Annotated in this window: 26 protein-coding genes and 1 riboswitch; of the genes, 17 read left to right on the top strand and 9 right to left on the bottom strand. The window is 39.4% G+C overall.

Features of this window, described 5'->3' with window-relative positions:
* Positions 1-17 precede the first annotated feature (17 nt).
* On the top strand, positions 18-659 hold the full coding sequence (locus LQ50_RS13025; protein WP_034629981.1) for a restriction endonuclease: 642 nt from the start codon (positions 18-20) through the stop codon (positions 657-659).
* A gap of 53 nt (positions 660-712) precedes the next feature.
* The gene (locus LQ50_RS25780; RefSeq protein ID WP_202595378.1) at positions 713-856 is read left to right on the top strand and encodes a hypothetical protein; all 144 of its coding nucleotides are present in this window, start codon (positions 713-715) and stop codon (positions 854-856) included.
* Between the two features lie 27 nt (positions 857-883).
* Here the strand turns inward: LQ50_RS25780 and LQ50_RS13020 are convergent, their stop codons facing one another.
* From LQ50_RS13020 to LQ50_RS13010, 3 genes are read right to left on the bottom strand one after another with little or no spacing between them, the layout of a single operon-like run.
* Complete coding sequence (locus LQ50_RS13020; RefSeq protein ID WP_034629978.1) at positions 884-1546, bottom strand: deoxynucleoside kinase; 663 nt, start codon at positions 1544-1546, stop codon at positions 884-886.
* Entirely contained in the window at positions 1530-2183 is a 654-nt protein-coding gene (locus LQ50_RS13015; RefSeq protein ID WP_034629977.1) for a deoxynucleoside kinase, read from the bottom strand. The genes LQ50_RS13020 and LQ50_RS13015 overlap by 17 nt, the downstream gene beginning before the upstream one ends.
* 60 nt (positions 2184-2243) lie before the next feature.
* Positions 2244-3797: an ABC-F family ATP-binding cassette domain-containing protein gene (locus tag LQ50_RS13010; protein WP_034629975.1), complete on the bottom strand. Its 1554-nt coding sequence runs from the start codon at positions 3795-3797 to the stop codon at positions 2244-2246.
* 271 nt (positions 3798-4068) lie between these two features.
* On the opposite strand from LQ50_RS13010, the gene LQ50_RS13005 reads away from it, so the two are divergent.
* The 5 genes from LQ50_RS13005 (at position 4069) to ytkD (ending at position 8181) form a co-directional block, all read left to right on the top strand.
* Positions 4069-5247: a MalY/PatB family protein gene (locus LQ50_RS13005; RefSeq protein ID WP_034629974.1), complete on the top strand. Its 1179-nt coding sequence runs from the start codon at positions 4069-4071 to the stop codon at positions 5245-5247.
* A 31-nt stretch (positions 5248-5278) separates the two neighbouring features.
* Entirely contained in the window at positions 5279-5431 is a 153-nt protein-coding gene (gene sda / locus LQ50_RS24955; RefSeq protein WP_084138776.1) for a sporulation histidine kinase inhibitor Sda, read from the top strand.
* Between the two features lie 356 nt (positions 5432-5787).
* Positions 5788-6279 (top strand): YwpF-like family protein, encoded by a 492-nt coding sequence (locus tag LQ50_RS13000; RefSeq protein ID WP_034629973.1) that lies wholly within the window; start codon positions 5788-5790, stop codon positions 6277-6279.
* 132 nt (positions 6280-6411) lie between these two features.
* Complete coding sequence (gene bcbE, locus LQ50_RS12995; RefSeq protein WP_034629971.1) at positions 6412-7623, top strand: bacillibactin exporter BcbE; 1212 nt, start codon at positions 6412-6414, stop codon at positions 7621-7623.
* A gap of 90 nt (positions 7624-7713) precedes the next feature.
* Positions 7714-8181, top strand: a complete 468-nt coding sequence (gene ytkD, locus LQ50_RS12990) for an RNA deprotection pyrophosphohydrolase (protein ID WP_034629968.1) — start codon at positions 7714-7716, stop codon at positions 8179-8181.
* A 398-nt stretch (positions 8182-8579) separates the two neighbouring features.
* On the opposite strand, the gene LQ50_RS12985 is transcribed toward ytkD, so the two are convergent.
* Genes LQ50_RS12985 through LQ50_RS12975 form a run of 3 tightly spaced genes read right to left on the bottom strand, consistent with a single transcriptional unit; the run spans position 8580 to position 11143 of the window.
* Positions 8580-9380 carry an ABC transporter permease gene (locus LQ50_RS12985; protein ID WP_034629966.1) on the bottom strand — a complete coding sequence of 267 codons (801 nt, stop codon included), beginning with the start codon at positions 9378-9380 and terminating at the stop codon, positions 8580-8582.
* Positions 9364-10134 carry an ABC transporter ATP-binding protein gene (locus tag LQ50_RS12980; protein WP_237563707.1) on the bottom strand — a complete coding sequence of 257 codons (771 nt, stop codon included), beginning with the start codon at positions 10132-10134 and terminating at the stop codon, positions 9364-9366. Before LQ50_RS12980 ends, LQ50_RS12985 begins: the two co-directional genes overlap by 17 nt.
* A gap of 13 nt (positions 10135-10147) precedes the next feature.
* On the bottom strand, positions 10148-11143 hold the full coding sequence (locus LQ50_RS12975; protein ID WP_034629964.1) for an ABC transporter substrate-binding protein: 996 nt from the start codon (positions 11141-11143) through the stop codon (positions 10148-10150).
* A gap of 163 nt (positions 11144-11306) precedes the next feature.
* Between LQ50_RS12975 and LQ50_RS12970 the strand changes: the two genes are divergently transcribed.
* Together LQ50_RS12970 and LQ50_RS12965 are read left to right on the top strand one after the other, a co-directional pair.
* Positions 11307-12086: an alpha/beta hydrolase family protein gene (locus LQ50_RS12970; protein WP_034629963.1), complete on the top strand. Its 780-nt coding sequence runs from the start codon at positions 11307-11309 to the stop codon at positions 12084-12086.
* Positions 12087-12157: 71 nt separating this feature from the next.
* Positions 12158-12973 (top strand): alpha/beta fold hydrolase, encoded by an 816-nt coding sequence (locus tag LQ50_RS12965; protein WP_034630030.1) that lies wholly within the window; start codon positions 12158-12160, stop codon positions 12971-12973.
* 56 nt (positions 12974-13029) lie between these two features.
* On the opposite strand, the gene LQ50_RS12960 is transcribed toward LQ50_RS12965, so the two are convergent.
* The gene (locus LQ50_RS12960; RefSeq protein ID WP_034629961.1) at positions 13030-13560 is read right to left on the bottom strand and encodes a phosphatase PAP2 family protein; all 531 of its coding nucleotides are present in this window, start codon (positions 13558-13560) and stop codon (positions 13030-13032) included.
* A gap of 187 nt (positions 13561-13747) precedes the next feature.
* On the opposite strand from LQ50_RS12960, the gene LQ50_RS12955 reads away from it, so the two are divergent.
* From LQ50_RS12955 to LQ50_RS12945, 3 genes are all read left to right on the top strand, one after another.
* Positions 13748-14899, top strand: a complete 1152-nt coding sequence (locus LQ50_RS12955) for a glycosyltransferase family 4 protein (RefSeq protein ID WP_034629959.1) — start codon at positions 13748-13750, stop codon at positions 14897-14899.
* Positions 14900-15018: 119 nt separating this feature from the next.
* Complete coding sequence (locus LQ50_RS12950; RefSeq protein ID WP_237563706.1) at positions 15019-16971, top strand: di-heme oxidoredictase family protein; 1953 nt, start codon at positions 15019-15021, stop codon at positions 16969-16971.
* Positions 16972-17181: 210 nt separating this feature from the next.
* Positions 17182-17781 carry a class I SAM-dependent methyltransferase gene (locus LQ50_RS12945; RefSeq protein ID WP_034629956.1) on the top strand — a complete coding sequence of 200 codons (600 nt, stop codon included), beginning with the start codon at positions 17182-17184 and terminating at the stop codon, positions 17779-17781.
* Between the two features lie 173 nt (positions 17782-17954).
* Here LQ50_RS12945 and pckA read toward each other — a convergent pair whose 3' ends face one another.
* Positions 17955-19535 carry a phosphoenolpyruvate carboxykinase (ATP) gene (gene pckA / locus LQ50_RS12940; protein WP_034630028.1) on the bottom strand — a complete coding sequence of 527 codons (1581 nt, stop codon included), beginning with the start codon at positions 19533-19535 and terminating at the stop codon, positions 17955-17957.
* A 246-nt stretch (positions 19536-19781) separates the two neighbouring features.
* On the opposite strand from pckA, the gene LQ50_RS24350 reads away from it, so the two are divergent.
* The 3 genes from LQ50_RS24350 (at position 19782) to LQ50_RS24660 (ending at position 22423) form a co-directional block, all read left to right on the top strand.
* Entirely contained in the window at positions 19782-20156 is a 375-nt protein-coding gene (locus LQ50_RS24350; protein ID WP_052144735.1) for a hypothetical protein, read from the top strand.
* Positions 20157-20499: 343 nt separating this feature from the next.
* Positions 20500-20611, top strand: a riboswitch (SAM riboswitch).
* A gap of 163 nt (positions 20612-20774) precedes the next feature.
* Positions 20775-21980, top strand: coding sequence for a methionine adenosyltransferase (metK, locus tag LQ50_RS12930; protein WP_034629953.1), 1206 nt, complete (start codon positions 20775-20777; stop codon positions 21978-21980).
* A gap of 287 nt (positions 21981-22267) precedes the next feature.
* Positions 22268-22423, top strand: coding sequence for a DUF1540 domain-containing protein (locus LQ50_RS24660; RefSeq protein ID WP_070808142.1), 156 nt, complete (start codon positions 22268-22270; stop codon positions 22421-22423).
* 92 nt (positions 22424-22515) lie between these two features.
* On the opposite strand, the gene LQ50_RS12925 is transcribed toward LQ50_RS24660, so the two are convergent.
* On the bottom strand, positions 22516-23043 hold the full coding sequence (locus LQ50_RS12925) for a gamma carbonic anhydrase (protein ID WP_034629950.1): 528 nt from the start codon (positions 23041-23043) through the stop codon (positions 22516-22518).
* A gap of 153 nt (positions 23044-23196) precedes the next feature.
* On the opposite strand from LQ50_RS12925, the gene LQ50_RS12920 reads away from it, so the two are divergent.
* Complete coding sequence (locus LQ50_RS12920) at positions 23197-23979, top strand: alpha/beta hydrolase (RefSeq protein WP_034629946.1); 783 nt, start codon at positions 23197-23199, stop codon at positions 23977-23979.
* Between the two features lie 79 nt (positions 23980-24058).
* A complete protein-coding gene (locus tag LQ50_RS12915; protein WP_152608212.1) occupies positions 24059-25114 on the top strand; it encodes a tetraprenyl-beta-curcumene synthase family protein in 1056 nt (351 codons plus the stop codon).
* Positions 25115-25151: the final 37 nt, after the last annotated feature.

Raw genomic sequence — 25151 nt, 5'->3', positions numbered from 1 at the left:
AAGGGAGTTGGACGAGTATGATTGAAGTGCCAACGTGGTTTGGAGTAGCAACGTTTATTACTCTGTTATTGCTCATTGTAGTTATAGCAGGAATTGTACATAATCGAAAAAAGAAACGTTTTGATGTAACCAAGATTTCCATTTCTGATATTGATCGGATGTCTGGTCATGATTTTGAAGACTATTTATATGTTTTATTTGTAGCCCTTGGGTATGAGGAAACATTTTTAACGAAGAAGAGTCGTGATTTTGGGGCAGATTTGCTTTTTCGGGATCGTTTAGAGGCTCAAACGGTTGTCCAAGCGAAACGGATTGCCGATAAGATCGGGCTAGAAGCTGTACAGGAAATTTATGCGGCCCAAGCTTATTACGGTGCCGATCAAGCATTAATCGTTACATCTGCGGGTGATATTTCGGAGCCTTGTAGAAAACTAGCAACAGCTACGAAAGTAAGAATTGTAACAAGAGAGGACTTGATAGAGATCATTCGCTTGTTTAAAAAAGGAAAAAAAACAGAGGCGCAAGCGGTGATCGAGCTACCTTATGAAGAAGCTGACTATAATGCAGAAGATAGCATACATGATTTGGATCATCAGCGTGGGCTAGTTAAAGCGGGTGAATATTTCTATAAATTAACAAAATCAAGACAAAGCATGTAAGCGAATAAGACAACTTCCTCTCGGCATAAAGTTCGATATGGGGGGATGTGCTTATGTTAAAAGGCGTTGATTGGCAAATGATCGCATTTGTGGGAGGATCATTACTGCAAGATTATTTCCGCTTTCCATATGTACCACGTATTTATTATTTTTTAGAAAAAAAAGAAGATGACGAAGAGGATGACCGGGTGGCATAACAACTCGGTCATCCTCTTTCCTCAACATTAAATGGAAACTTTCGGATGAATTGTATGAGCAATCCGTTCGATAATCGATTCAACAGCTTGTTCATCGTTCAATAAATCATATTCATTAATATTTAACCGTAAGACAGGGCAAGACGTGAAGGTGTTAATCCATTCTTCATAACGTCCATGCATTTCTTCCCAATAGGATATTGGAGTCTTTTGTTCCATTTCACGACCACGTTGTTGAATTCGATTGATGATATCATCGAGGTCTCCCTCGAGGTAGATAAGCACGTTCGGATGTGGAAAATAAGGTGTCATCACCATCGCATCAAACAGACTTGTGTACGTTTCATAATCGACATTCGTCATGGTTCCTTTGTCTGAATGCATTTTTGCAAAAATGCCTGTATCCTCATAAATAGAACGGTCTTGGATAAAGCCGCCCCCTTGTTCGAACATTCTTTTTTGCTCTTTAAATCGTTCTGCAAGAAAATAAATTTGTAAATGAAAGCTCCAACGTTCAAAATCGGCATAAAACTTGTCTAAGTAAGGATTATGGTCCACATTTTCAAATGAAGTGTGAAAGCCAAGGGCTTTTGCGAGTGATTTTGTCATCGTTGATTTCCCGACCCCAACGGTACCAGCAATGGTAATAATGGCATTTTCGGGGATGTTGTATTTAGCGCGTAGGTTCAAAGCAAGTCGCTCCTTTTTGCAGTGCTTGATCTAGTTTCATAAGTATAGCCTGTAAATCTTCTGGATGATTGACAAAGTCGACCTCATCACCGTTAATGTCTATTATCGGTGTATCAGGGTAAAGAGAAGCCCAGTTTGCCATTGCTGTCTCATAATCCTCTGATAGTTGACGGAGGTACTGTGGATCCAATTTTTGTTCCATTTCTCTTCCTCTCCTTTCAATACGAGATAAAAGGGTGGGAAGGCTAGCGTGTAAGTATATGATTAAATTGGGCTTTGGCATGTCAGCTGTTAAAATGTCATAAATGCTTTTGTATTTCATGTATTGTTCTTTCGTTAATGTGCGTTTGGCAAATATAATATTTTTATAAATGTGATAATCAGCGACAACCGGGATGTTCTTTTCAATAAAGTTTTGTTTGATTTCTTCTAGTTGCTTGTAGCGATTGCAGAGGAAAAACATTTCCGTTTGAAAGCTCCACTCTTCAATATTTTCATAGAATTTGCTAAGAAATGGGTTTTCGTCAACAATCTCTTTTAATAAGTGATATTGATACCTGGCAGAAATGGCCTTTGCGAGCGAGGTTTTTCCAACTCCAATTGGCCCTTCAATCGCAATAAAGGGGATATGATTCATTACGAGCCTCCTCAATGGAGAGTCAGCCCCCTCTTTAGTGTGTAAAGAGGGGGCTGACCCCTATACTAATTTTGTTGTCCAGGATTCGCAGTTCCAAACATCTGTAGCGACATCTTGATAGAACTCTGGTTCATGGCTAATCAGCAAAATGCTTCCTTTATATGCTTTTAATGCGCGTTTTAACTCTTCTTTGGCGTCGACGTCTAAATGGTTAGTCGGCTCATCAAGAACGAGAATATTCGTTTCACGATTAATCAATTTACAAAGACGGACTTTTGCTTTTTCTCCACCACTTAACACGACTACCTTGCTTTCAATATGCTTTGTCGTTAATCCGCATTTGGCTAGAGCTGCCCGTACTTCAGCTTGTGTGAAAGAAGGGAAGTCCTGCCACACTTCATCAATACACGTTTTATCAGGGTCTTTTGCTTCTTGCTCAAAATAGCCAATTTCTTGGTAATCTCCACGCTCAACCTGACCAGAAACGGGTTTAATTAAGCCAAGGATACTTTTAAGCAGCGTCGTTTTCCCAATCCCATTCGCACCAACTAAAGCAACCTTTTGTCCACGTTCCATTTTTAGGTTAAGAGGGCGAGAAAGGGGTTCATCATATCCAATTACAAGATCCTTTGTCTCAAAGATTAGTTTGCTTGTTGTTCTGGCTTCTTTGAAGTTGAACTGTGGCTTAGGCTTTTCTTGAGCAAGTTCAATCATATCCATCTTATCAAGCTTCTTTTGACGGGACATCGCCATGTTTCGTGTAGAAACACGCGCTTTGTTTCTGGCAACAAAGTCTTTTAATTGAGCGACTTCTTGCTGCTGTCTCTTGTAAGCTGCCTCAAGCTGCTGTTTCTTCATTTCATGTACTTCTTTAAAATGCTCATAGTCTCCTACATAACGATTAAGTTCTTGATTTTCCATGTGATATATCAAATTAATAACGCTATTTAAAAATGGAATATCATGTGATATCAAAATAAACGCGTTTTCGTATTCCTGCAAGTAGCGTTTTAACCACTCGATATGCTGCTCATCTAAATAGTTGGTTGGCTCGTCCAATAGGAGAATATCAGGCTTCTCGAGTAGAAGCTTTGCAAGTAGTACCTTTGTTCGTTGCCCCCCACTAAGGTCAGTGACATCACGTTCTAAGCCGACATCATCAAGACCAAGCCCTCGAGCTATTTCTTCTACCTTCGCATCTATCGTATAAAAATCATTATTTGTTAACGTATCTTGAATAATACCGACTTCTTCAAGCATCTTCTCGAGCTGATCAGGAGTTGCTTCTCCCATTTTGTCATACATTTGATTCATTTCAGTTTCCATGTCAAACATATATTGGAACGCGCTTTTTAACACATCACGCATAGTCATACCACGTTCTAGTACCGAATGCTGATCCAAATAGCCGACGCGTACTTTTTTTGACCACTCAACTTTACCAGCGTCAGGCATAAGCTTTCCTGTGATGATATTCATAAACGTCGATTTACCTTCACCATTGGCACCAATTAAGCCAATATGCTCCCCCTTGAGTAAACGGAAGGACACATCATGAAAAATTGCGCGATCGCCAAATCCATGGCTTAAGTTTTTAACTGTTAACACACTCATTCAAAAACACCTATCCTTTAAGAAATACGTACTTTTTTGCTTTTACCATCTTATCATAAGAGAGGGTGAATGTCTGTTTGGAATTAGACTTTCTAACTGAATGTATTTACCAAAATAACCAGCCGTTTTGATAAGACGGTCCATGAAAATTTTAATAAATGAAAATTTTTAAAAGGAATTGGCTGAAATTCGTTGAATAGTAAATATTGACCTAATTGAAGAAAAAATATTTAATGGAGGTATGTGTGTTAATAGGAAGGAAGTGTCAGTTGTGAATATACAATTCGATGAAGTAATTGAACGTCGTGGAACTAATTCAATGAAGTGGGATATGACCAAGCAGCGTTTTGGTGAGGAGAATCTATTACCAATGTGGGTAGCTGATATGGATTTTCGAGCACCAAAAGAAGTGTTAGATGCCTTACATGCAACGGTTGAACATGGGATTTTTGGCTATCCGGCTCATTCAAAAACAGTAGATCAAGCTGTTCAAAGCTGGCTAAGTAGAAGGTATAATTGGTCGGTTGAAGCAGATTCGCTTATATATACATCAGGCATTGTGCCTACGATTAGTCACATTATTCAAGCGTTTACTGAACCTGGTGAAGACGTCATTATTCAAACACCTGTTTACTATCCGTTTTATGATGTGGTGAAAAAAAATAATCGTGAATTAATCAAAAATCCACTCTCTTTTGATGGAGATCACTATAATATCGATTTCAATCAATTGGAGTCGGTCATTACAGATCATACAAAAATGCTAGTACTTTGTCATCCACATAACCCAGTTGGGCGTGTTTGGAAAAGAGATGAACTAGAAAAGCTCGCTGAGATTTGTCAAAAGCATAACTTGTTCGTTGTCTCAGATGAGATCCATGCGGATTTACTCTTTAAAGGCCAAAAACATATTCCGTTTGCGTCCATTAGTGAAGATGCTGCAGCTCGAACGTTCACTTGTTTAGCTCCGAGTAAAACCTTTAACCTAGCTGGAATTCAAACGTCTTATGTAGTAGTAGAGAATCAACAATTGCGCCGTAAATTAACGAATCATTTAGCGAATTCGTTTGCCAATTCAGTTAATTCATTTGCGGAGGTAGCTACGGAAGCAGCCTATACTCATGGTGAACCGTGGTTAGAACAGTTAATGACATATGTTGAAGCGAATTATGATTTTGTCCGAGAGTATATCTCTTTAAACATGCCTAAATTGCGAGTAATGGATTCTGAAGGTACTTATTTACTATGGTTAGAGTGTTCGAACCTCCCATTATCCGCATCAGAAAGGAAAAAATGGCTCATTGAGGAAGCGAAAGTTGCCTTAAACCATGGTCCTATTTTTGGTGATGAAGGAAAAGATTTTGAGCGGATTAATTTAGCTTGCCCTAGAGGAACATTAAAACAAGGGTTAGATCAAATGAAAGAGGCCTATAATAAGCGTGGTTTTTAATTATAATTTTTTATAAGAGCGGTGAAAGGAAATGGATAGGTTAGAATATCGAGTATTATTAGAAGCTTATGAGCGTGCAATTCGCTTGGAATTAGAGGAAGATTTCATTGAGTTGTTGCGTGAGGAAATAAACGGTAGAAAAAAGAAAATGATTGTAAGCAAACAATCGAAAGTTTTCATTTGAAGTAGAGAAAATTGCATTTTTTTGTTGTAACACAGAAAAAGTTAACATATTTTGCGATTGTATGAATAAAATTGTCAGAGCGCACCATTGATATCAGTTTTAGAATATCGACAAAAGGAGACATTTGCTATATGTTACAAGAAAATCTTTACCAAGAACTGATCGACGATTGTAAGTGTAAGTTAAGGAGAGACCTCACTAAAGAAGAGGTTCAACTAATTAAGTGGATCCAAGAAAGGCAATATGAGTTGTGCTTTCATCGGTTAAAAAGTTCGTAATAGGGAAAGGGGCTTATGTTAGCCCCTTTGTTTGTCATAGCGATTTATGATTTAATGGAATGAAAGGAGGGAACGACCTTGAAAACATTTAAACTTTATTCGCTTAGCTTGCTTGAAGGTAAAGGTGAATGTGTTGACCAAAGATTAATTCCAATTCATGATGGGTTAATTATCAATATGGAAAACAGTAATCAGACTTGGTATATTGAAGCCGTGATTAGCAAGGATTATTGTGAATATTTTAAAGAAATAAAAGAGAATAAAGGCCACATCTTAGTAGATGTCATTATTACAAGCAAAGATAATCATCCGGCTGCTATGATAACAAACGTACAAACGATTACGGAATTATCGGAACACATTAGTGTTTTATTAGAGGCAAAGCTCGCATTAAAAAGAGATGTGATCATTGAAGACGTCCTGAAAGATCTTGTAAAAGAAGGCTACTCAGAAGAACAATTATTAACCGAATTTCGTAATAAAATGGAAAATCTAGCGGCGCATCCTCAAAGTGCTTTAAATACCATTTATCGTTCCATTAAAGAAAGTGGAGAATATAACCTTCAATAAAGACAAGCATCTATTCAGTCGAATGGGTGTTTTTTTTGCTTTTTCTTCCTGTACTGTAACGTGTATAGAACATTTCGTCTTCCTCATACTAACAAGGTAATTATTTTGAGTTAGGAACGGGGGAGCCTTGCGATGCAAGAAAAAGATAAATGGGCTATTTTCTCGATTTCATCAATCCCACTCGTCATGACATTAGGGAATTCAATGCTAATTCCAGTATTGCCTCAAATCGAGAAAGAACTTGGCATTAGTTCATTCCAAGTCAGTATGCTCATCACGGTCTACTCTATTGTGGCTATCGTTTGTATCCCTATAGCCGGGTATATATCAGATCACATTGGTAGAAAAAAGGTCATCATTCCTAGTTTAATTATTGCAGGGGTAGGTGGATTTATTTCAGGATTTGCAGGGTGGCAAATGGAAAATCCATACGGTATGTTGATTTTTGGTCGTTTCTTGCAAGGAATCGGAGCAGCAGGAGCAATGCCTATTGTGCTGCCATTAGTGGGTGATTTGTATACAAATCAAAAGGATGTAAGTAAAGGCTTAGGTATGATTGAAACAGCCAATACATTAGGGAAAGTGTTAAGCCCGATTTTAGGTGCGGCATTAGCACTAATTGTTTGGTACATGCCTCTCCTTTCCATTCCTGTGTTATGTTTTATTTCGATATTATCTATGATTTTTTTAGTGAAAGTCCCTCCAATGAGTGGGGAAGCTGTCGGTTTCAAGGCTTTTGTAAAAACAACAAAGGTCATTTTTAAGCGTGAAGGTCGATGGCTGTACGCTGTATTTGCCATTGGGGGAATTTTAATGTTTGTTATTTTTGGTGTTCTTTTTTATTTATCAACCATGCTTGAAGATGAGTTTCAAATAGATGGTATAAAAAAAGGGATTATTTTAGCCATTCCATTAGCAGCATTATGCTTTTCTTCTTTTGCAACGGGAAAAGTGATTGGACAAGATAAACAAAAAATGAAGTGGTTTACGGTCGCAGGTCTCATTATTTTGACCTTGGCTATTTTTACGGTTTCGTTTTCTAAAGATATTTATTTGTTGTTAACTTGTCTTTTCGCAAGTGGCGTGGGGATCGGTATTGCTCTTCCTTGTCTTGACGCTTTAGTGACAGAGGGCATTGAAATGGAACAAAGAGGAACGATTTCTTCATTGTATAGTAGCATGCGATTTGTTGGTGTTGCTCTTGGGCCACCGGTTTTCGCTGTACTGATGAAAACCTCACATTCCTTTATGTTTCTGTCGAATACGCTTTTATGTGTGATGACCGTTCTTATTGTTTTGTTTGCGATTAAGCCAGATGATCCTGTCAAACCAACATGGGGATAAGGGGAAAAAGGACGTAGACGTTTTTTCCCCTATCCTATCTCTTTTTTCATCTGTATACTTGAAGGAAGAATACAAAAAGAGGCGAGAGTTATGTATCAGTTTCAGGATCAAAATGGCTGTCAAGTCAGACTAACATTTGAAGAATCCGGTTTTGGAGAGAATGCTAAGCATATATGGGTTGTATGTCGTTACAAAGATAGTTGGTTGCTAACGAGACATCGGACTAGAGGTCTTGAGTTTCCAGGTGGGAAAGTGGAAATAGGGGAAACGTTAGTTGAAGCTGCCAAAAGAGAGGTACGTGAAGAGACAGGTGCAGAGGTAGATGCTTTGCACTATATTGGACAGTATGAGGTGAATTGTGAGCAATCGGTTATGTATAAAACGATCTTTTTTGCTGAGGTTTCTATAGTCATAAAAAAAGACCATTATTACGAAACAAATGGTCCAGTATTAGTAGGAGATCTGCCTGTAGAGTTATCTTCAGAGTTCAGTTTTATTATGAAGGACCAAGTACTTACGTATACGATGGAGCAAATTAAACATTTGCAATTGATTTAGAGCAACAGCAAAAAGGAAGTTCGCCTTTTTGCGATAATAGAGCGAAGAAGTGGCAATGGCTCCACGCGCCGTGCGCCTTTTGAGAAGTTCGCTCAAAAGGCTTAAAAGATAACGGCGGCTCCGCTATGAAACCTACTTTTATTCCATAATAGAGCGAACAAATGGCAATGGCTCCGCACGCCGTGCGCCTTTTGAGAAGTTCGCTCAAAAGGCTTAAAAGATAACGGCGGCTCCGCTATGAAACCTACTTTTATTCCATAATAGAGCGAACAAATGGCAATGGCTCCGCACGCCGTGCGCCTTTTGAGAAGTGCACTCAAAAGGCTTAAAAGATAACGGCGGCTCCGCTCATTGCTTAGAGCAACAGCAAAAAGGAAGTTCGCCTTTTTGCTGTTGCTCTAAAATTGTTTCATTAGTTTTTGTTCGATGAATTCGACGATTTTGTACATGATGGTTGCGAGGATGGCGATGATGAGTAGGCTCATGATGACGAGTGTAAAGTTGAATACTTGGAATCCGTAAATAATCAAATAGCCGAGTCCTTGTTTTGAGACTAAGAATTCTCCGACGATTACTCCGACCCAGGCTAGGCCTACGTTGACTTTTAATGTTGAGATAATGGTTGGGAGAGAGGCTGGGAAAATGACGTATCGAAATGTTTGGTGTTTGGATGCGCCAAACGTATTCATCACTTTTAAGTAATTGGCATCGACTTCACGAAAGGCAGTAAAGACGACCATAGTGGTGATGACGACAGAAACGAGTGCTCCCATGGCAATAATGGATGTGAAGCCTGGACCGAGTCCTACAATGAGAATAGGTCCTAGTGCGACTTTGGGCATTGAGTTTAAAACGACTAAATATGGATCGAGCACTTTTGAGATGAATCGTGACCACCAAAGAATTGCAGCAAGCAATGTGCCAATACCAGTACCAAGTACAAAGCCAAAGACTGTTTCAAACATCGTCACAGACGCATGAGTAAACAAAGAACCATCACTGACTCGTGTTACAAGTAAGTTCCAAATCCTTGACGGCATGCTAAACAGTAACGGGTCAATCCAGCGTTGTCTTGCTGCTACTTCCCAAAAAACAAAAAAGGAAATGAGAATACTCAGCTGGACCATGAGCACTTTTGTATTTTCCCTTTTTAGGGAGGCAAGATATTTCTTGTGTAAGGAATCAAGATGTTGATGCAAGGCTCTCCATCTCCTTCCAAATCATTTGGAATTGATCATTAAACGACTTATGCTGCCTTGCTTCAAATGGCAAAGCTTTGGCTATGTCGTTTGGGATATCAAAAATGTGATGAATGCGTCCGGGTCTTGGGGATAATAAGACAACTCGATCGGACATAGCAATGGCTTCGGCGATATCATGGGTTACTAGAACTGCTGTTTTTTTCTCTTTTTTCAGTGTTTGAAAAACTAAGTCCTCTAATTTGAGCTTAGTCTGATAATCAAGTGCTGAAAAAGGTTCATCTAATAGCATCATAGAAGGATTGGTCGCAAGCATTCGAACGAGAGCAACGCGCTGTCTCATGCCACCAGACAACTGATTAGGAAACAAATCCTTTTTATCTGCAAGACCTAGCTGTGATAACCAATTGAGTGCGGCAGCTTTGGTTGTTTCAGAATAAACGCCCTTGATTTTTAAGCCTAATGTAATGTTGTCTTCAATCGTGCGCCACGGAAAGAGATAGTCTTGTTGAAGCATATATCCAATATTGCTAGTGGCAGTGATCGTTTGATTGCCGAGAGTCACGTTACCTGTTGTTGGTGTAAGAAGACCAGCAATAATAGACAGTAAAGTCGTTTTTCCGCAGCCGCTGGGGCCGAGGATGGAAAGGAACTCTCCATCCTCTACTGAAAAGGTTATCGACTCAAGAGCTAAGGTTGCCTCGCGCTTTGTCAAATACCCTAAGGATACATCTTGTAATTGCAATGTCGCCACCTTCATCAGCCTCCTAATTTGTCACACTTTCGGCGATCGACGTATTCACTAACTCGGTATAGTCCACTTGTTGTGGAAGTTCACCCGCTTGATCCATAATCGTTTGTAAATTGTCCCAAGCTTCAGGTTGAACGAGTGGAGAGGTAGCATAGGAACCTTGTGAGCGATAGCGATCAACAACTTGTGCAACAAGTTCTACGTCTGTATCTTCAAAAAAGTCGACAATGGCTTCGGCAACGACTTCAACAGGTTGTTCCTCTACCCACGTTTGTGCTTTATAAAGGGCACGAGTGAAGGCTTCTAACTTTTCGACTTCAGATTCCATGTAGCTTTGTTTTGCCATAAAAACGGTATACGGCACACTGCCTGATTCAGTTCCGAACGATGCAACGATGTGGCCAATCCCTTCATTTTCAAATAATGTTGCTTGCGGTTCGAATAGCTGAACGAAATCCCCAGTTCCGGAGGCAAAGGCGCTTGGAATGTTGCCAAAGTCTATGTTTTGAATGAGGTTCAAATCATTGTGTGGGTCAATTCCATGTTGTCTTAACACGTGTTCCCCAACCATTTGTGGCATGCCACCGGTTCTTTGACCAAGGAACGTACTACCTTTTAAGTCATCCCATTCAAATGAATCTAGTTTTTCGCGTGATACAAGGAATGTCCCGTCAGCTTGAGTTAATTGGGCGAAGTTGATCGCTGGATCAGTAGCCCCTTGAGCGTAGACGTAAATCGATGTTTCAGCTCCAACCAAAGCAATATCGGCTCCATCTGATAACAAAGAGGTCATTGTATTATCGCCTCCCCAAGTTGTCGTGAGTTCAAGGTCAATCCCCTCGTCTTCAAAAAATCCTTGAGAAATCCCTGCATAAAGTGGAGCATAGAAGATGGATCTTGTTACCTCTGAAACACGGATTGTATCTTTATTTCCCCCAAACGAACAGGCAGAAATGGATAGAAACAGAACAAGAGATAAGAGCAATAGAGCTACTTTTTTTGTGACTTGCATGTCAGTCATCTCCTTAAAATGGAATACTAATTGTGATAGTCTATGTGAAGGTGAGAAAATGTGTGTTTGCCCATTTTTATTTTCTTTGTCACATTTTTTGACAGGAACGCAATAAAATATTGTGTGAATGGGTTTTCAATATAAAGGAGAAAGGATTTTACATATGGACGTCATCAATAAGATTCGTATTCCGTCTCCACACCCTAAAATAAAATTATATTTAATTACATATCTAAGCTCGGGATTAAAAGTTAAAGGATATGTCGCCATCCCAACATGGGACAAGCAATTCCCAGGGCTATTATACTTACGCGGTGGAATCAAAAACGTTGGTATGGTTCGAATTCAACGAATCATTCAGTGGGCAGCTGAAGGCATGGTTGTTGTTGCGCCTTTTTATCGTGGAAATAAGGGAGGGCAAGGACAAGAGGACTTTTGCGGGGAAGACCGAGAAGATGCTTTTTCTGCATTTGACTTAATGAAGAACATGTCCTGTGTTGACCCGCATTCCCTCCATATTCTTGGTTTTTCACGTGGGGGAGTGATGGCCTTGCTTACGGCGATTGAACGACCTGAGACGAGCTCGGTTGTGTGTTGGAATGGGGTATCGGACATGGTGCTCACTTATGAGGAACGAATTGATTTACGAAGAATGATGAAGCGAGTCATAGGGGGGACACCGAACAAATATCCAGAAAGGTATAAATGGCGTACACCCCTTTTTGAAATCAAGAAAATAAAAGGAAACGTGTTAGTCATTCATGGTGAAAAAGACGAGCATGTATCCATTGAGCATGCATATCGCCTAGAAGAAGCGTGCCACCTATCAGACGTAAACATTAATACATGGTATTACCCAACGTTTCCTCATCATTTTCCAGCATCTAGTCAACGAGTGATCTTAGCTGAGGCAGCGGCATGGATGAAAAACATTTCCTTTTAAAATAGGAATGATGAAAGTAAGATTTACAAATAATACCTTTAAAACACTAGTGGAGTGGTTTAAAGGTGACGATGGACAAAGTGAAAAAGGGCATGATCTGTATTGCAGGTGTTAATGTTTATTGTGAATACTTGTTAAATGAAAAACCGCCAATTCTTCTCATTCATGGCTTCGTATCATCTACCTATACATTTAATCGTCTCATCCCGCTTTTAAAAGAGAAATTCTCAGTAGTTGCTATTGATTTACCTGGGTTTGGGCGAAGTGAAAAATCAAAAACATTTGTCTATTCTTTTGAAAGTTATGCGGCCTTCATTGCCGAATGCATTGACCACTTTCAGCTTGATGGAGTGACGATTGTCGGACATTCTATGGGGGGACAAATTGCATTATATGCTGCAAAGAGAGCTCCTTCTAAAATTAAAAAGCTCATTTTAATATGTAGTTCAGGCTATTTAAAACGAGCAAGGAAATCGTTAATTTATTGCACGTATATTCCTTTTTTTCGTTTTTTTGTAGAGCGTTATATTCGAATGAAAGATGTCAAGAAAAGCTTAGAGAATGTTGTTTATAACCGAACGCTCATCAATAAAGAGATGATGGAGGAGTTTGCAAGGCCTTTATTGGAGAAAGATTTCTACCGCTCGTTAATCAGACTGTTGCGCTATCGTGAAGGAGATTTGTCGAGTGAGCAATTACGTGAAATTACGATTCCAACTTTATTAATTTGGGGTGAAGAAGATCAAGTGGTCCCACTATCAGTTGGGAAGCGGTTAGTAGAAGACTTGCCTAATGCAAATTTAATCACATATGAAAAGACCGGACATTTAGTGACTGAAGAAAGGACTGAAGAGCTCTATGATCAAATCCTGAGCTATACATCTTGAGAGTTGCCGTGAGAAAAAAGATCTTTTCTCACGGCATATATAATGTTTTTTATTATTTAGACATAGATAAAGTACACGGCCAATATGGAACTAATGGTTCCGAGAAATGCCCCAATCAAACAATCGGTTGGATAGTGAAGTCCTATATACATGCGTGAAATAGCAACAATCATCGCTAATGGCACAACTGTAAAAGCAAGAATCGGGGAGTGTAAGGCGAAAACAATAGCGATGGAAAAGGCTGCTGTTGTATGACCAGATGGGAACGAAAAATCTTTAAGGGGATTTGCCACGGTAATGACATCGGGTAATTTTAAATACGGACGTTTGCGGCCAAAAGCTTTTTTAATGATTTGAACAGCAATGAAACTGATCGTTAATGAAATTAACCCATCAATGGCCCAGTAACGCACATCGTTGGAGAAAATGAAAATTAATGTAAGTAGCATCGATAATGTAAACGTTGCTCCACCAAGATGGGTGATTTTCGGTAAAATAAGATCTAGAGGTTTGCAGCGCCACCTCTTGTTCACGACTAAAAATACTTTATCATCGTTTGTGGATAGCCAGTCAACAATTCGATTCATAAGAACAACTCCATAAGAAAATATCTGGTGACATTTTTATTATAATAGCATTTTTTTAAGGGATTGTTTGAGAAATATTGAGATTTTAGCTAGAAATTAAAAAGAAATTTACAGTATCTTTGTAAAATATTTCTACCTTGTCGAGTAAAGTAATAGTAACAAGACTTTTACTGCAGGGGGAGAGAGCATGGATGTACGCATTGCGATTTTCACTGATACGTATTCACCTGAAATCAATGGCGTTGCGAAAACATTGCAAAGGTTAACTGGTTACTTAGAAAGAAACCAGATTGAATTTAAAGTGTTTGCACCTGATGGCAAAACGTCCGTTCCTGCTGTTGGCCAAATTGAACGATTTGCAAGTCTTCCTTTTCTATTCTATCCAGAGTGTAGAATTGCACTTCCTAACCCCAGTCATATTAAACAATCGCTAGAACAATTTAAACCTACCTTGATTCATGTCGCTACCCCACTCAATTTGGGACTATATGGTCTTCATTATGGAAAGAAACATCATATTCCTATGGTTGCCTCATATCACACTCATTTTGATGATTACTTACACTATTATCATATACCGTTTCTTCAAAAGTGGCTTTGGAAATACATGATCTGGTTTCACCGATCTTTTGAAAGGATTTATGTACCATCAGAAAGTACAAGGGATAAGCTCAGCAACCATTCGTTTCATGAGGACTTGGAAATTTGGGGAAGAGGAATTGATCACACATATTATACTCCAATAAAGAAAACAGATGAAATCAGGCAAAAATATCAAATTTCACAAAGCAAGATCTTGTTATATGTAGGTCGAATTGCACCTGAAAAAGAAGTAGACATTGCTATAAGGACATTCCATTCCCTACCTCGACACATAAAAGACGATACGCATCTTTTGATTGTTGGTGACGGACCACAGCTTAAGTTGTGGTCTGGACATCAAAATGAACAAATGACATTTACAGGGTTCTTAGAAGGCGAACAACTAGCCAATGTCTATGCATCTAGTGATCTTTTTCTTTTTCCTTCGTCAACGGAGACGTTTGGAAATGTAGTGTTGGAAGCAATGGCTTCTGGATTGCCAGTAATCGGTGCAAATGCAGGTGGAGTCCAGCATCTAATTGACCATGGAAAAACGGGGTATTTATGTAAGACGCGAGATGTCAAAGATTTTACTAAACATACAGCGATGTTATTAGATGATCACAGCAGGCGTAATCAGTTTGCTAAAGCGGCACGACAATTCGCCTTGACGAAATCATGGGATGAAATATTTGCCCAACTGCTCATAAGTTATTATGAAGTAATTAAGCGCAATGTGAAATTGCATTCAGCTTAAACATGATAGGTCGTTTGTCCTTTTGTTCTTACTCCGGTAATAGTCCATGCTTTTAGAGTATGAATATGCCTAAAACGTAAATGGTAAAGAGGAGTATGGAAAAAAGGAGCACGAATGAAGTGAAGAAGTGGAACGTACTATTTTTAGTCAGCTCATTTGTAGCTATCTGTGCGCTTGGCCTTTCTCAAGCTGATTTTGAATATGGCTATGTCCCAGACACAGATCAAATACTTAATGAACATAAAACCAAATTTAGTGAAACCGTTTCTTATGATGTGATGGGGAAGTTTCTTACTGAGGAAGACATCAAGTCGTTTACGAAAGCGGAGCAGCGAAAAATGGTATCACCTGAAAATGGGGCTGTGAAAGTGGATCAGGAGTTAATTGATTTGGGGAAAGAGTTATTTTACAAAGAAACGTTTGGGAATGAGATATTTCTAACAGATATTCTTGGTTTTATAGATGGTCCGTTTGGAATTCCTAATATAATGAAGGCGATTATGGAGCTAAAAGGAGAAGCGACAACGAATCTTCGTGTTGAGCTTTCTGAGGATGTAACAATAGGGGAGCAATCGTGGAAAAAAGGAGATAAAATTGATACAGGACTTGATGTCGCAAAAGGGGCTGTTACCCCTTTAGGTATTCCGATTTCGTACTCTAATGGCAGAGTAAGAGCTGGTCTTAGCTGCGCAGCTTGCCATGCAACTGTTGACTTAGAAACTGGAAAAGTAATGGAAGGAGTGCCGAATTTAGATTTTGACAGTGGTCTGATTACAGCTTTGGCAACCAACTCCGCTGCTTTTTTCCCGACAGCAGAAATAGACTCTATAAGAGATTATATACGTGATACCAATCGAACAATCGAAAATACAAAGGGGGAAGAAGAAGAGCTACCAGACCCAGTTGCATTAGAGAAAGCAGTCGATAAAACATTTATTAAATGGCCCAAAGGCAATTTTGACACCACTCCAGATCTTGTTGCAAATCCAACACAAACACCTCATACCTTTACATTTGAAGCTCATCCATATGGGTGGAATGGCTTTTCGTTATTCGGACCTTTTAGGGGCTTGAGTACGTTTAATAATGAGGTGCATTCTTTTAATTCAGATTCATTATCGTTTCAAGAGCATAGTGAGGATTTGTTTGGTGTTGATAAAGAAGTGTATATGGGAACCATTTTACAAAATTCCGCGCATAAGAAATACAAGTATGATGTTACATCAAATCAAAAGCCGTCTGACTTTTTTCAGTCGGTTGACGACACGCCGAATGTTCCAGGAGTCAATGAAGGGGTGATCCCGCCCACATTTCCTAACTTAACTATGATTACACCGAATGCGACAATTGTTAGTTCGATCGGGACAGAGGTAGGAAGAGAAAATAATGCCCTCTCAGCTTATCAAAATACAATCGCACCACCTACGTATAGACGTAAGGTAAGCGAAGAGACAAAAGCAACGGGGCGAGAGGTGTTTGAAAGAGCAGGTTGCATAAGCTGCCATGCCGGGAGAACATTTACGAATCATCAAATTATTCCTGTGGAGGAAATAAAAACGGAGCCGACTCGTGCTTTATCTATGAAGCAGGTTGGAAAACAGCTGAGGGAGTCGTATATGTATGCCCCCAATACTCCTACTCCTCTTCCTGACAATCCAACTGTCCTTAAGGTTCCGACAGATCATATTAATCAAGAACAAAAAAAATTAGCCTTTAACATTAATTCAAAAGGGGGCTATAAGGTAAAAAGTTTAGTTGGATTAGCCTACACAGCCCCTTATTTACATGATGGCGCAGTTGCTGTTGGCCCCGATGAAATAGTTGATCTGGGGGTACCAGGTACACTAATGAAAGGACGCCTCCCAAATCCTTACAACAGTTTAAAAGCAATAATTGACAAGGAGTTACGTCAAAAAGTAATAGCTGCAAATGAATCTGTGCCACAGTTAAGAGATGTTCATGTTTTGGGAATCGGCCATGAATATTGGGTGGATGGATCAACGGGTTTTACCGAAGAAGAGCAAAAGGCGTTGATTGATTATCTATTATCAGGAACGAGTCCAAATGAATAAGGAAGAAATAGTAGGTCTAAGTTAGAGCAACCTCTGTTCCATAAGAAAAGCCGCATGTGCTGCTTTTCTTATGGAAGTAAAAAAGAGGTGAGAAGAAGAAATGGCGATTATTTCAAAATAGTGATGATAAACACGGGAGCAGTAGTCTTTTTACCAGCAGCCTGATTTCGTTAAATAAAAATGGTCTGAATGAACAAGGCGAGGGATGATATGGATCGTCAATCATTAATTAAAAAGTTTGATAAGCAAGCAAAAAAGTACAATAAACGACGAGAAAACGGTCAGGCTTATAAGTTTCGTCAACGAATTTTTCAAGAAGCCAAAGGAAAGGTTTTGGAAGTTGGCATTGGTTCAGGACTGAATTTTCCCTTCTATAGTAGTGATATTGAATTGACTGGATTGGATTTTAGTCCTGCAATGTTGAAAGCAGCACAGAATGCGGCTAAAGATTATCCTTTTAAAACAACACTTATTCAAGATGATGTAGAAACGGTTGAATTTAACGAAGACAGCTTTGACACTATTATCTCTTCCGGCAGCTTATGTGCCTATCAAGAACCTGTAAGTGTTTTAAATAGCTTTCAAAAGTGGTGTAAGCCAGAAGGGGAAATACTGATGTTGGAGCACGGCATTAGTACAAACAAACCGTTGGCATGGTTACAAAAATCTTTGAACCCTTTGGCACTAAAGGTTGTAGGGTGCCACCAGAACAGAGATATTTCTGAAATTGTAAAAGAGTCTAATTTAAAGTCTATTAGGGAGGAGCGTTACTTGGCTGGTTATTTATATTTGATATGGGCTAAACCATAAGCTTTTTCTTAAATCTTATAGGTACCTATATCTAACGACATGGTTCAATAGATAAAAGGTCTTCGACAACCGGATAAACCAAATTAAAACGCTTAGATTTGTAAGGTCATCTAAGCGTTGGTCAGTATAAACATATCTTGCTTTTAGATTACGTCGTAATACTTCATCTGCGTCTATTTTGGACCGGCATTCTTAATACGATGGCTAATGGAGTCAAACTTTTGAAAATTCTTTTTAAAGTTTGTAGCTAATTCTTTTGCTTTTTGATCATACGCCTGTTTATCTGTCCACGTATCGCGTGGTTTCAGTACAGAATCAGGTACTCCAGGGCAATGAAGGGGAATGTGTAGGCCAAATATGGAATCTGTGATCGTCTCTGCAGAACGTAACTCCCCTGATAAAGCAGCCTGAACCATAGCGCGCGTGTGTTTTAAATTCATTCGTTTTCCAACACCGTATTCCCCACCAGACCAGCCTGTATTAACTAAGTAAACATTCACATCGTGTTGGTCAATTTTTTCCCCAAGCATTTCAGCATAACGAACAGCTGGCAATGGTAAAAAAGGAGCTCCAAAACAAGTGGAGAAGGTAGCTTCAGGCGAAGTCACGCCACGTTCAGTTCCAGCAAGCTTACTCGTATATCCAGACAAGAAATGATACATCGCCTGTTCCTTTGTTAATTTACTAATCGGAGGTAACACACCAAATGCATCTGCTGTTAAGAAAATAATTGTTTTTGGATGTCCGGCAACACTTGGAACTAATGCATTAGGAATAGCTTCAATCGGATAAGCTGCTCGTGTATTTTCAGTTAATGATGTATCTTCATAATCGGCTTTGTCTGTTGTTGCATCAACAGCTACGTTTTCAAGAATCGTTCCAAAGCCAATGGCATTCCAAATTTCCGGTTCTTTTTCTTTGGAAAGGTTTACACATTTAGCGTAACAACCACCCTCAATATTAAATACGCCATTACTTGACCAACCATGCTCATCATCTCCTATTAATGAACGAAGAGGATCGGCTGATAGTGTAGTCTTACCGGTTCCGGAAAGACCAAAAAATAAGGCGACATCTCCTTCTCTACCAGCATTAGCAGAGCAATGCATGGAAAGGACATCTGCCTCAGGCAGAATAAAGTTCATGACGGAGAAGATGGATTTTTTCATTTCACCAGCGTATTCTGTTCCACCGATTAAAACCACTCGTTCTTCAAAGGAAATGATAACAAAGGCTTCTGAATTTGTTCCATCATTAAGTGGATCAGCTTTAAAAGATGGAGCTGAAATAATGGTGAATGGTTGCTTGGGTGAAGCCTCACTTTCTTCAGTTGGGCGAATAAACAACTGACGTGCAAAAATTTGATGCCATGCAAATTCGTTGATTACTTTTAATGGAATCTGATATTTGTGGTCCGCTCCTGCAAATCCATCAGATACGAAAATCTCTTCTTTGTTTTTAAGATGTTCCAACACTTTATAGTATAAAGACGTAAAAGTATCTTTAGCAATTGGTTGATTTACCGTTCCCCATTCAATCTTGTCTTTTACACTTGGTTCGTGGACAATGAATTTATCTTTAGGAGAACGCCCAGTATAGGCCCCTGTTTCCACACTAAGTGCGCCAGTTGTGGTAAGTTTCCCTTCACTGCGCCTTAACGACTTTTCAATTAGTGAAGAAATAGGAAGATTTTCTTGAACCGTGGTGGAGTTCACTAAGTTAATTAATTCGGAATGGAGGCTGATTGTATTCATTGTCGCAAAACCCTTTCTTTCAATTTTTTTTGATTGTTCCACATAGAAGTAAATCTTGTTAATTAGTATAACATATTAAGTTTAATAGTCTATACTATTATTTATAAAATGCAATTGTGCTATATCAAAGAGAAAATGTGTGTCTTATAAGAATTTTATCCGCTAAGTGGCAACATTGAGGAAAGGTTCCTAAATTTCTTTTATGTGCATACAATGTGATAAAGAGAAATGAAGGAGGCGTTCTATTTGCAGCAAGTTTCCATGATGGATCTCGCTACTGTTTCAGCAGTAGTAGCGGCGCTTGTAACGGTGATAGGAAATGCCTTTAGTATTGAGAAGCAATATCGAGCTCTTCTAGCGATTGGAATAGCTGGAATCCTTTGGTTTATCCCAAGGGAGTGGGGAGAACAGGTACTTATGGCACTCATTATCGGTTTAACAGCTAGTGGGGTTTATAGTCAAGTGAAGCCACGGGATAATGCAAATGAGTTAATGAGAATGCAGCTACGAGAAGAACTTCGAAAAGAACAAGAAATAGAGAGAGAAAGGGAGCTAAAGCAACAAGAGCGGGAAAGACAATTGGAAAACCGTCAGGAGAGACGAGATGATACACCATACTAATTGGAGCGGGATTGCCGCTCTTTTTTATGGCTCATTTCGTAAAGATTGTTGTTTTGCAATATCGTTTCCTTGTTTTTCTTAGCGAGATAGAACTCCAGTCACTCGCCACCTTCTTGCAGGTGCAGTGGCTGGAGAGAAATGGAACGAACATATTGTGTCCATCTAATCCCTAAAAACAAAAAATATGCGAAACAGTCTTTTTTTGAACGGTTTTCTGTAAGAAATCATCGTAGGACAAGCATATTATTAGAGCATGGGCACACAATATAGATAATTGTAAAACTGCAAGTGGTATTTGTTGACATTAAACGACTTGTGCGATATGATATGCGTCGAACGGATACTCTTATCCTGAGTAGGCGGAGGGACAGGCCCGAAGAAGCCCAGCAACCAACACTTTAAAGCCATGAGTGAAAAGGTGCTAACCTGCAAGGCTTTGCCTTGGACGATAAGAGGCTAAAGGTAAACATTCAACCCTTTTCCTCTATTGGAAAAGGGTTTTTATCGTTTATACGGTCTTTACAGGTAGGTATTTCCCATTCGGTGGGCATGAGTGCCGTCACAAAGAAAAACACATGCTAATAGCGTAGTAGCAGTGTTTAAAGGAGGAAATTGATAATGACAGAATTGAAAAGCAGACGTTTGTTTACGTCGGAATCAGTAACAGAAGGGCATCCAGATAAAATTTGTGATCAAATTTCAGATGCGATTCTAGATGCGATTTTAACCAATGACCCGAATGCTCGTGTCGCTTGCGAGACATCGGTAACAACTGGACTAGTGTTAGTTGCTGGTGAGATTACGACAAGTACGTATGTTGATATCCCTAAAATCGTTCGTGAAACGATTCAAGGAATTGGCTATACTCGCGCCAAATACGGTTTTGACTATGAAACGTGTGCGGTTCTTACATCCATTGATGAGCAGTCAGCTGATATTGCACAAGGTGTGGACCAGGCTCTAGAAGCGCGTGAAGGCCAAATGACGGATGAAGAAATTGAAGCAATTGGTGCCGGGGACCAAGGGCTTATGTTTGGCTATGCAAACAACGAAACGAAAGAGTTAATGCCTCTTCCTATTTCATTAAGCCATAAAATTGCACGTCGTTTAACGGAGGTTCGTAAAGATGAGGTTCTTCCTTATCTTCGTCCGGATGGGAAAACACAAGTAACAGTAGAGTATGATGAGAACGGTAATCCTGTTCGTATTGATACGATTGTTATTTCAACACAACATCATCCAGAAGTAACACTAGAACAAATTCAACGTAATTTAAAAGAATACGTTATTAATCCAGTTGTTCCTCAAGAATTAATTGATGAAGATACGAAATACTTTATTAATCCGACGGGGCGTTTTGTGATAGGTGGACCTCAAGGAGATGCTGGTTTGACAGGACGTAAAATCATCGTAGATACATACGGTGGGTACGCGCGTCATGGTGGTGGAGCGTTCTCTGGGAAAGATGCAACAAAAGTTGACCGATCAGGTGCCTATGCTGCTCGTTACGTAGCAAAAAACATTGTTGCGGCTGGCCTTGCGGATAAATGTGAAGTCCAGTTAGCTTATGCGATTGGCGTTGCACAACCTGTATCGATTTCAATTGATACATTCGGTACTGGAAAAGTATCGGAAGAGTCACTAGTAGCACTTGTGCGTGATAACTTTGACCTTCGCCCAGCAGGTATTATTAAAATGCTTGATCTGCGTCGCCCAATTTACAAACAAACGGCAGCATATGGACATTTTGGTCGTACAGATGTCGAATTACCATGGGAGCAAACAAATAAAGCAGCCGCGTTAAAGGAGCAAGCTGGTATTTAATAAGTAAATAGAAACGTACGAATACACGCGATCTTTCGATGAGAGGAATCGCGTGTATTTTTGTAATGAAGCTTTTAGATGAATGACCAAACCATGTGAGAAAGTCGCTGATAAGGAGGATGAGAGCCGGAATGAGGTTGAACAAGTAAAAAGTTCATTACAAGTAAGAGAGCCTAAACCTTAAAAAATCACCTTCTTCAATAGTATGAAGACCGATGATTGTCGGAGCATATCTGTATGCCTTGAGTCTTTATTGGTCAAAATGTAAGTAAGAGGGGGTGAGTGAAATGGCACAAGATGTTTTATGTGAAGTGAACAACTGTGTATACTGGGCTCAAGGAAACCAGTGTGAGGCTGACAGAATTTATGTTGTTAGTCATACCGGAAAAGAAGCAGAGAAGCAAGAAGAAACAGATTGCAAAACGTTTGAACCACAACATTGATCTTTTAGAGAAAAGAGCGATCGCCTTCGCTCTTTTCTTTCTTTATTATTGATAATAATAATCAATCTTATTCATAGAAAAAGAAAATCTTGCTATTTATGTCTTTCTTCCTGGAGAATTTGCTTATAATGCTGACCCTTTTCTACATATTCACGACGAATACGAGCCATATCAACTTTATCTTCCTCGGTCAGATCGCGAATGACTTTAGCAGGCCGACCGAATGCCATTGAGTTAGCAGGGATTTTCTTACCTGGAGGAACCAGGCTTCCAGCACCGATAAAGGCCCCTTCTCCAATTTCAGCACCATCTAATACAATGGAGCCCATGCCAATTAACGCTTCTTTACGAATCGTGCAACTATGTAGCATCACTTGGTGCCCAACCGTTACATCATCTTCAATGATTAATGGGTATTTTGGGCTTTGGTGAAGCATAGATTGGTCTTGTATATTGACTCTGTTCCCAATTTTTGTTGGAGAGACATCGCCTCTTATGACCGTTTGAAACCAGATACTTGAATCATCTCCAATTGTTACATCCCCAGTAATCGTTACTCCGTCTGCAATAAAAGCCGTGTCTGAAATTGTCGGAAATTTGTCTTGATATCGATAAATCATACGCTCACATCCTTTTCGTTTAATGAAAAAATCGCTATACTTATTTTAACGTAAAACGTAAAGCCTGAGTTACTAAAAAGCTGAATATTCATATTAATATTTGGTCCATAAGGTTATGGGTCTTTTAAAATTATATGTTAGGGGGATTGCGATATGTGGAAATGGGAAGTGGCTGAGCCAAGAGGAGTGGTCGTCATCGTTCACGGTGCGGGGGAGCATCATGGACGGTATTTGTGGCTAGCAAAAAAGTGGAATGATCATGGATTTGATGTTGTTATGGGAGATTTACCAGGCCAAGGGAAAACAAGGGGGAAGCGTGGCCATATTCAATCGTTTAATCAATATTTGGATTCAGTAGAAGAATGGGTAAATGAAGCTAGGGTGAAGGGATTACCGGTCTTTTTACTTGGGCATAGTATGGGAGGTCTTGTAGTCATTCGGACGTTGATGGAGCGAAGTACGGCAATGATACAGGGAGTGATCTTATCATCCCCATGTTTAGGTTTAAGTGAACCACCACCTAAAACAAAGGAATTTGCTTCGAAGCTTCTTCATCGTGTTGCACCTTCGTTTAGTCAACATTCAGGGATCCGTTCTGAGTTGACAACACGTAATGAAGAGGTGAGAGAAGCCTATTTAAAAGATGAACTTAGAGTTACAAAGGTTTCAGCCCGTTGGTATCAAGAATTATCTAAAGCCATGCGACTAGCTCATCGATACCCAGAAAAATTTCCGAATCTTCCACTCCTTGTTCTCCAAGCAGGTGAAGATTATCTTGTAAACAAATATGAAGTAAGGGATTGGTTTAATCACCTCTCATTACATGAGAAATATTACAAGGAATGGGAAGGCTTCTATCATGAAGTGTTCAATGAGCCTGAACGTGAAGAGGTATTCCGTCATGCTATTGGCTTTGTTAATTTGTTAACACCATAAAGTCCAGACAACTTAATTGTGTGAACACTTAGATTATGCTAAGGTTCTAAGTATGGAAAATGACTAGGAGGAATATCGGTTGAGCGCACCAACAAGACCCATCCCGTTACTAATGAACATATATAAAGAAGTCATCCCAACGGTTCATAAATACTTTGACCCATGGATAGAGAAGGCTTCCAACATACCAGATTCAAAGTTGCGTGCACAAGCACTAGACGCCCTTAAAAAGAAAAAATTCCACTGTGAAGGGGGCGGGGTGTACGGCCTCGTAGCAAAGGATCGTTTTGATGATCTACTGCAGTTTATCATCGCTTATCAAATTGCATGCGATTATTTAGATAACTTGTGTGACCAAAGCCCATCGTTTGACCCGAATGATTTCCGTTCGTTGCATCAAGCGTTGCTCGATGCGTTAACACCAGGAGCTAGCTTGAAAAATTATTACCAATATCGGGAGGAAAAGGAGGATGGTGGTTATTTACACGACATCGTGACCACGTGTCAAAACATCCTATCTACATTTCCTTCATTTGATAAAGTACAAGCAGCTATGTTGGAGTTAAGTGGGTATTATGGCGATTTACAAGTACATAAGCATGTCGTAAAAGAAGAACGGATTCCGCGTTTAGAAAAATGGTTTGCCGAGCACCGCCATAAAGTGCCTGATATGACGTGGTTTGAATTCTCAGCATGTGCAGGATCTACATTAGGAATTTATACACTTGCGACATACGCAACAAAAGCAGACTTAACAGAAGAAACGGCAGAAGTAATAAAAGAAGGATATTACCCATGGATGCAAGGTGTTCATCTACTTCTTGATTATTTTATTGATCAAGAGGAAGATATAGCTGATGATGAATTAAACTTCTTATTTTACTATAAAAATGAAGAAGAGATGATCGAGCGTTTCCGTTTTTTCGTCAACAAGGCCGAGGAGTTTATGTCAAAATTGCCTGATCCGAAATTTCATCGAATGATCATTCGTGGAGTTATTGCTATATATATTGCCGATGAAAAAGTTCAAAAAGACAAAGAGTTAAAAAAGAAATCGAAAAAAATGGTACAAACAGGCGGTCTCCCTGCAATGTTATTTTTAGTCAACAGCTGGATGTATCGGAGAGAACGGTAAGACATAAAAAGGTCTAAATCCTTTATATAGAGAGGAT

It is taken from the genome of Halalkalibacter okhensis, assembly GCF_000787375.1.
In the GTDB taxonomy this organism is placed as follows: domain Bacteria; phylum Bacillota; class Bacilli; order Bacillales; family Bacillaceae_D; genus Halalkalibacter; species Halalkalibacter okhensis.
This window is presented reverse-complemented; position numbering and strand designations above follow the sequence as displayed.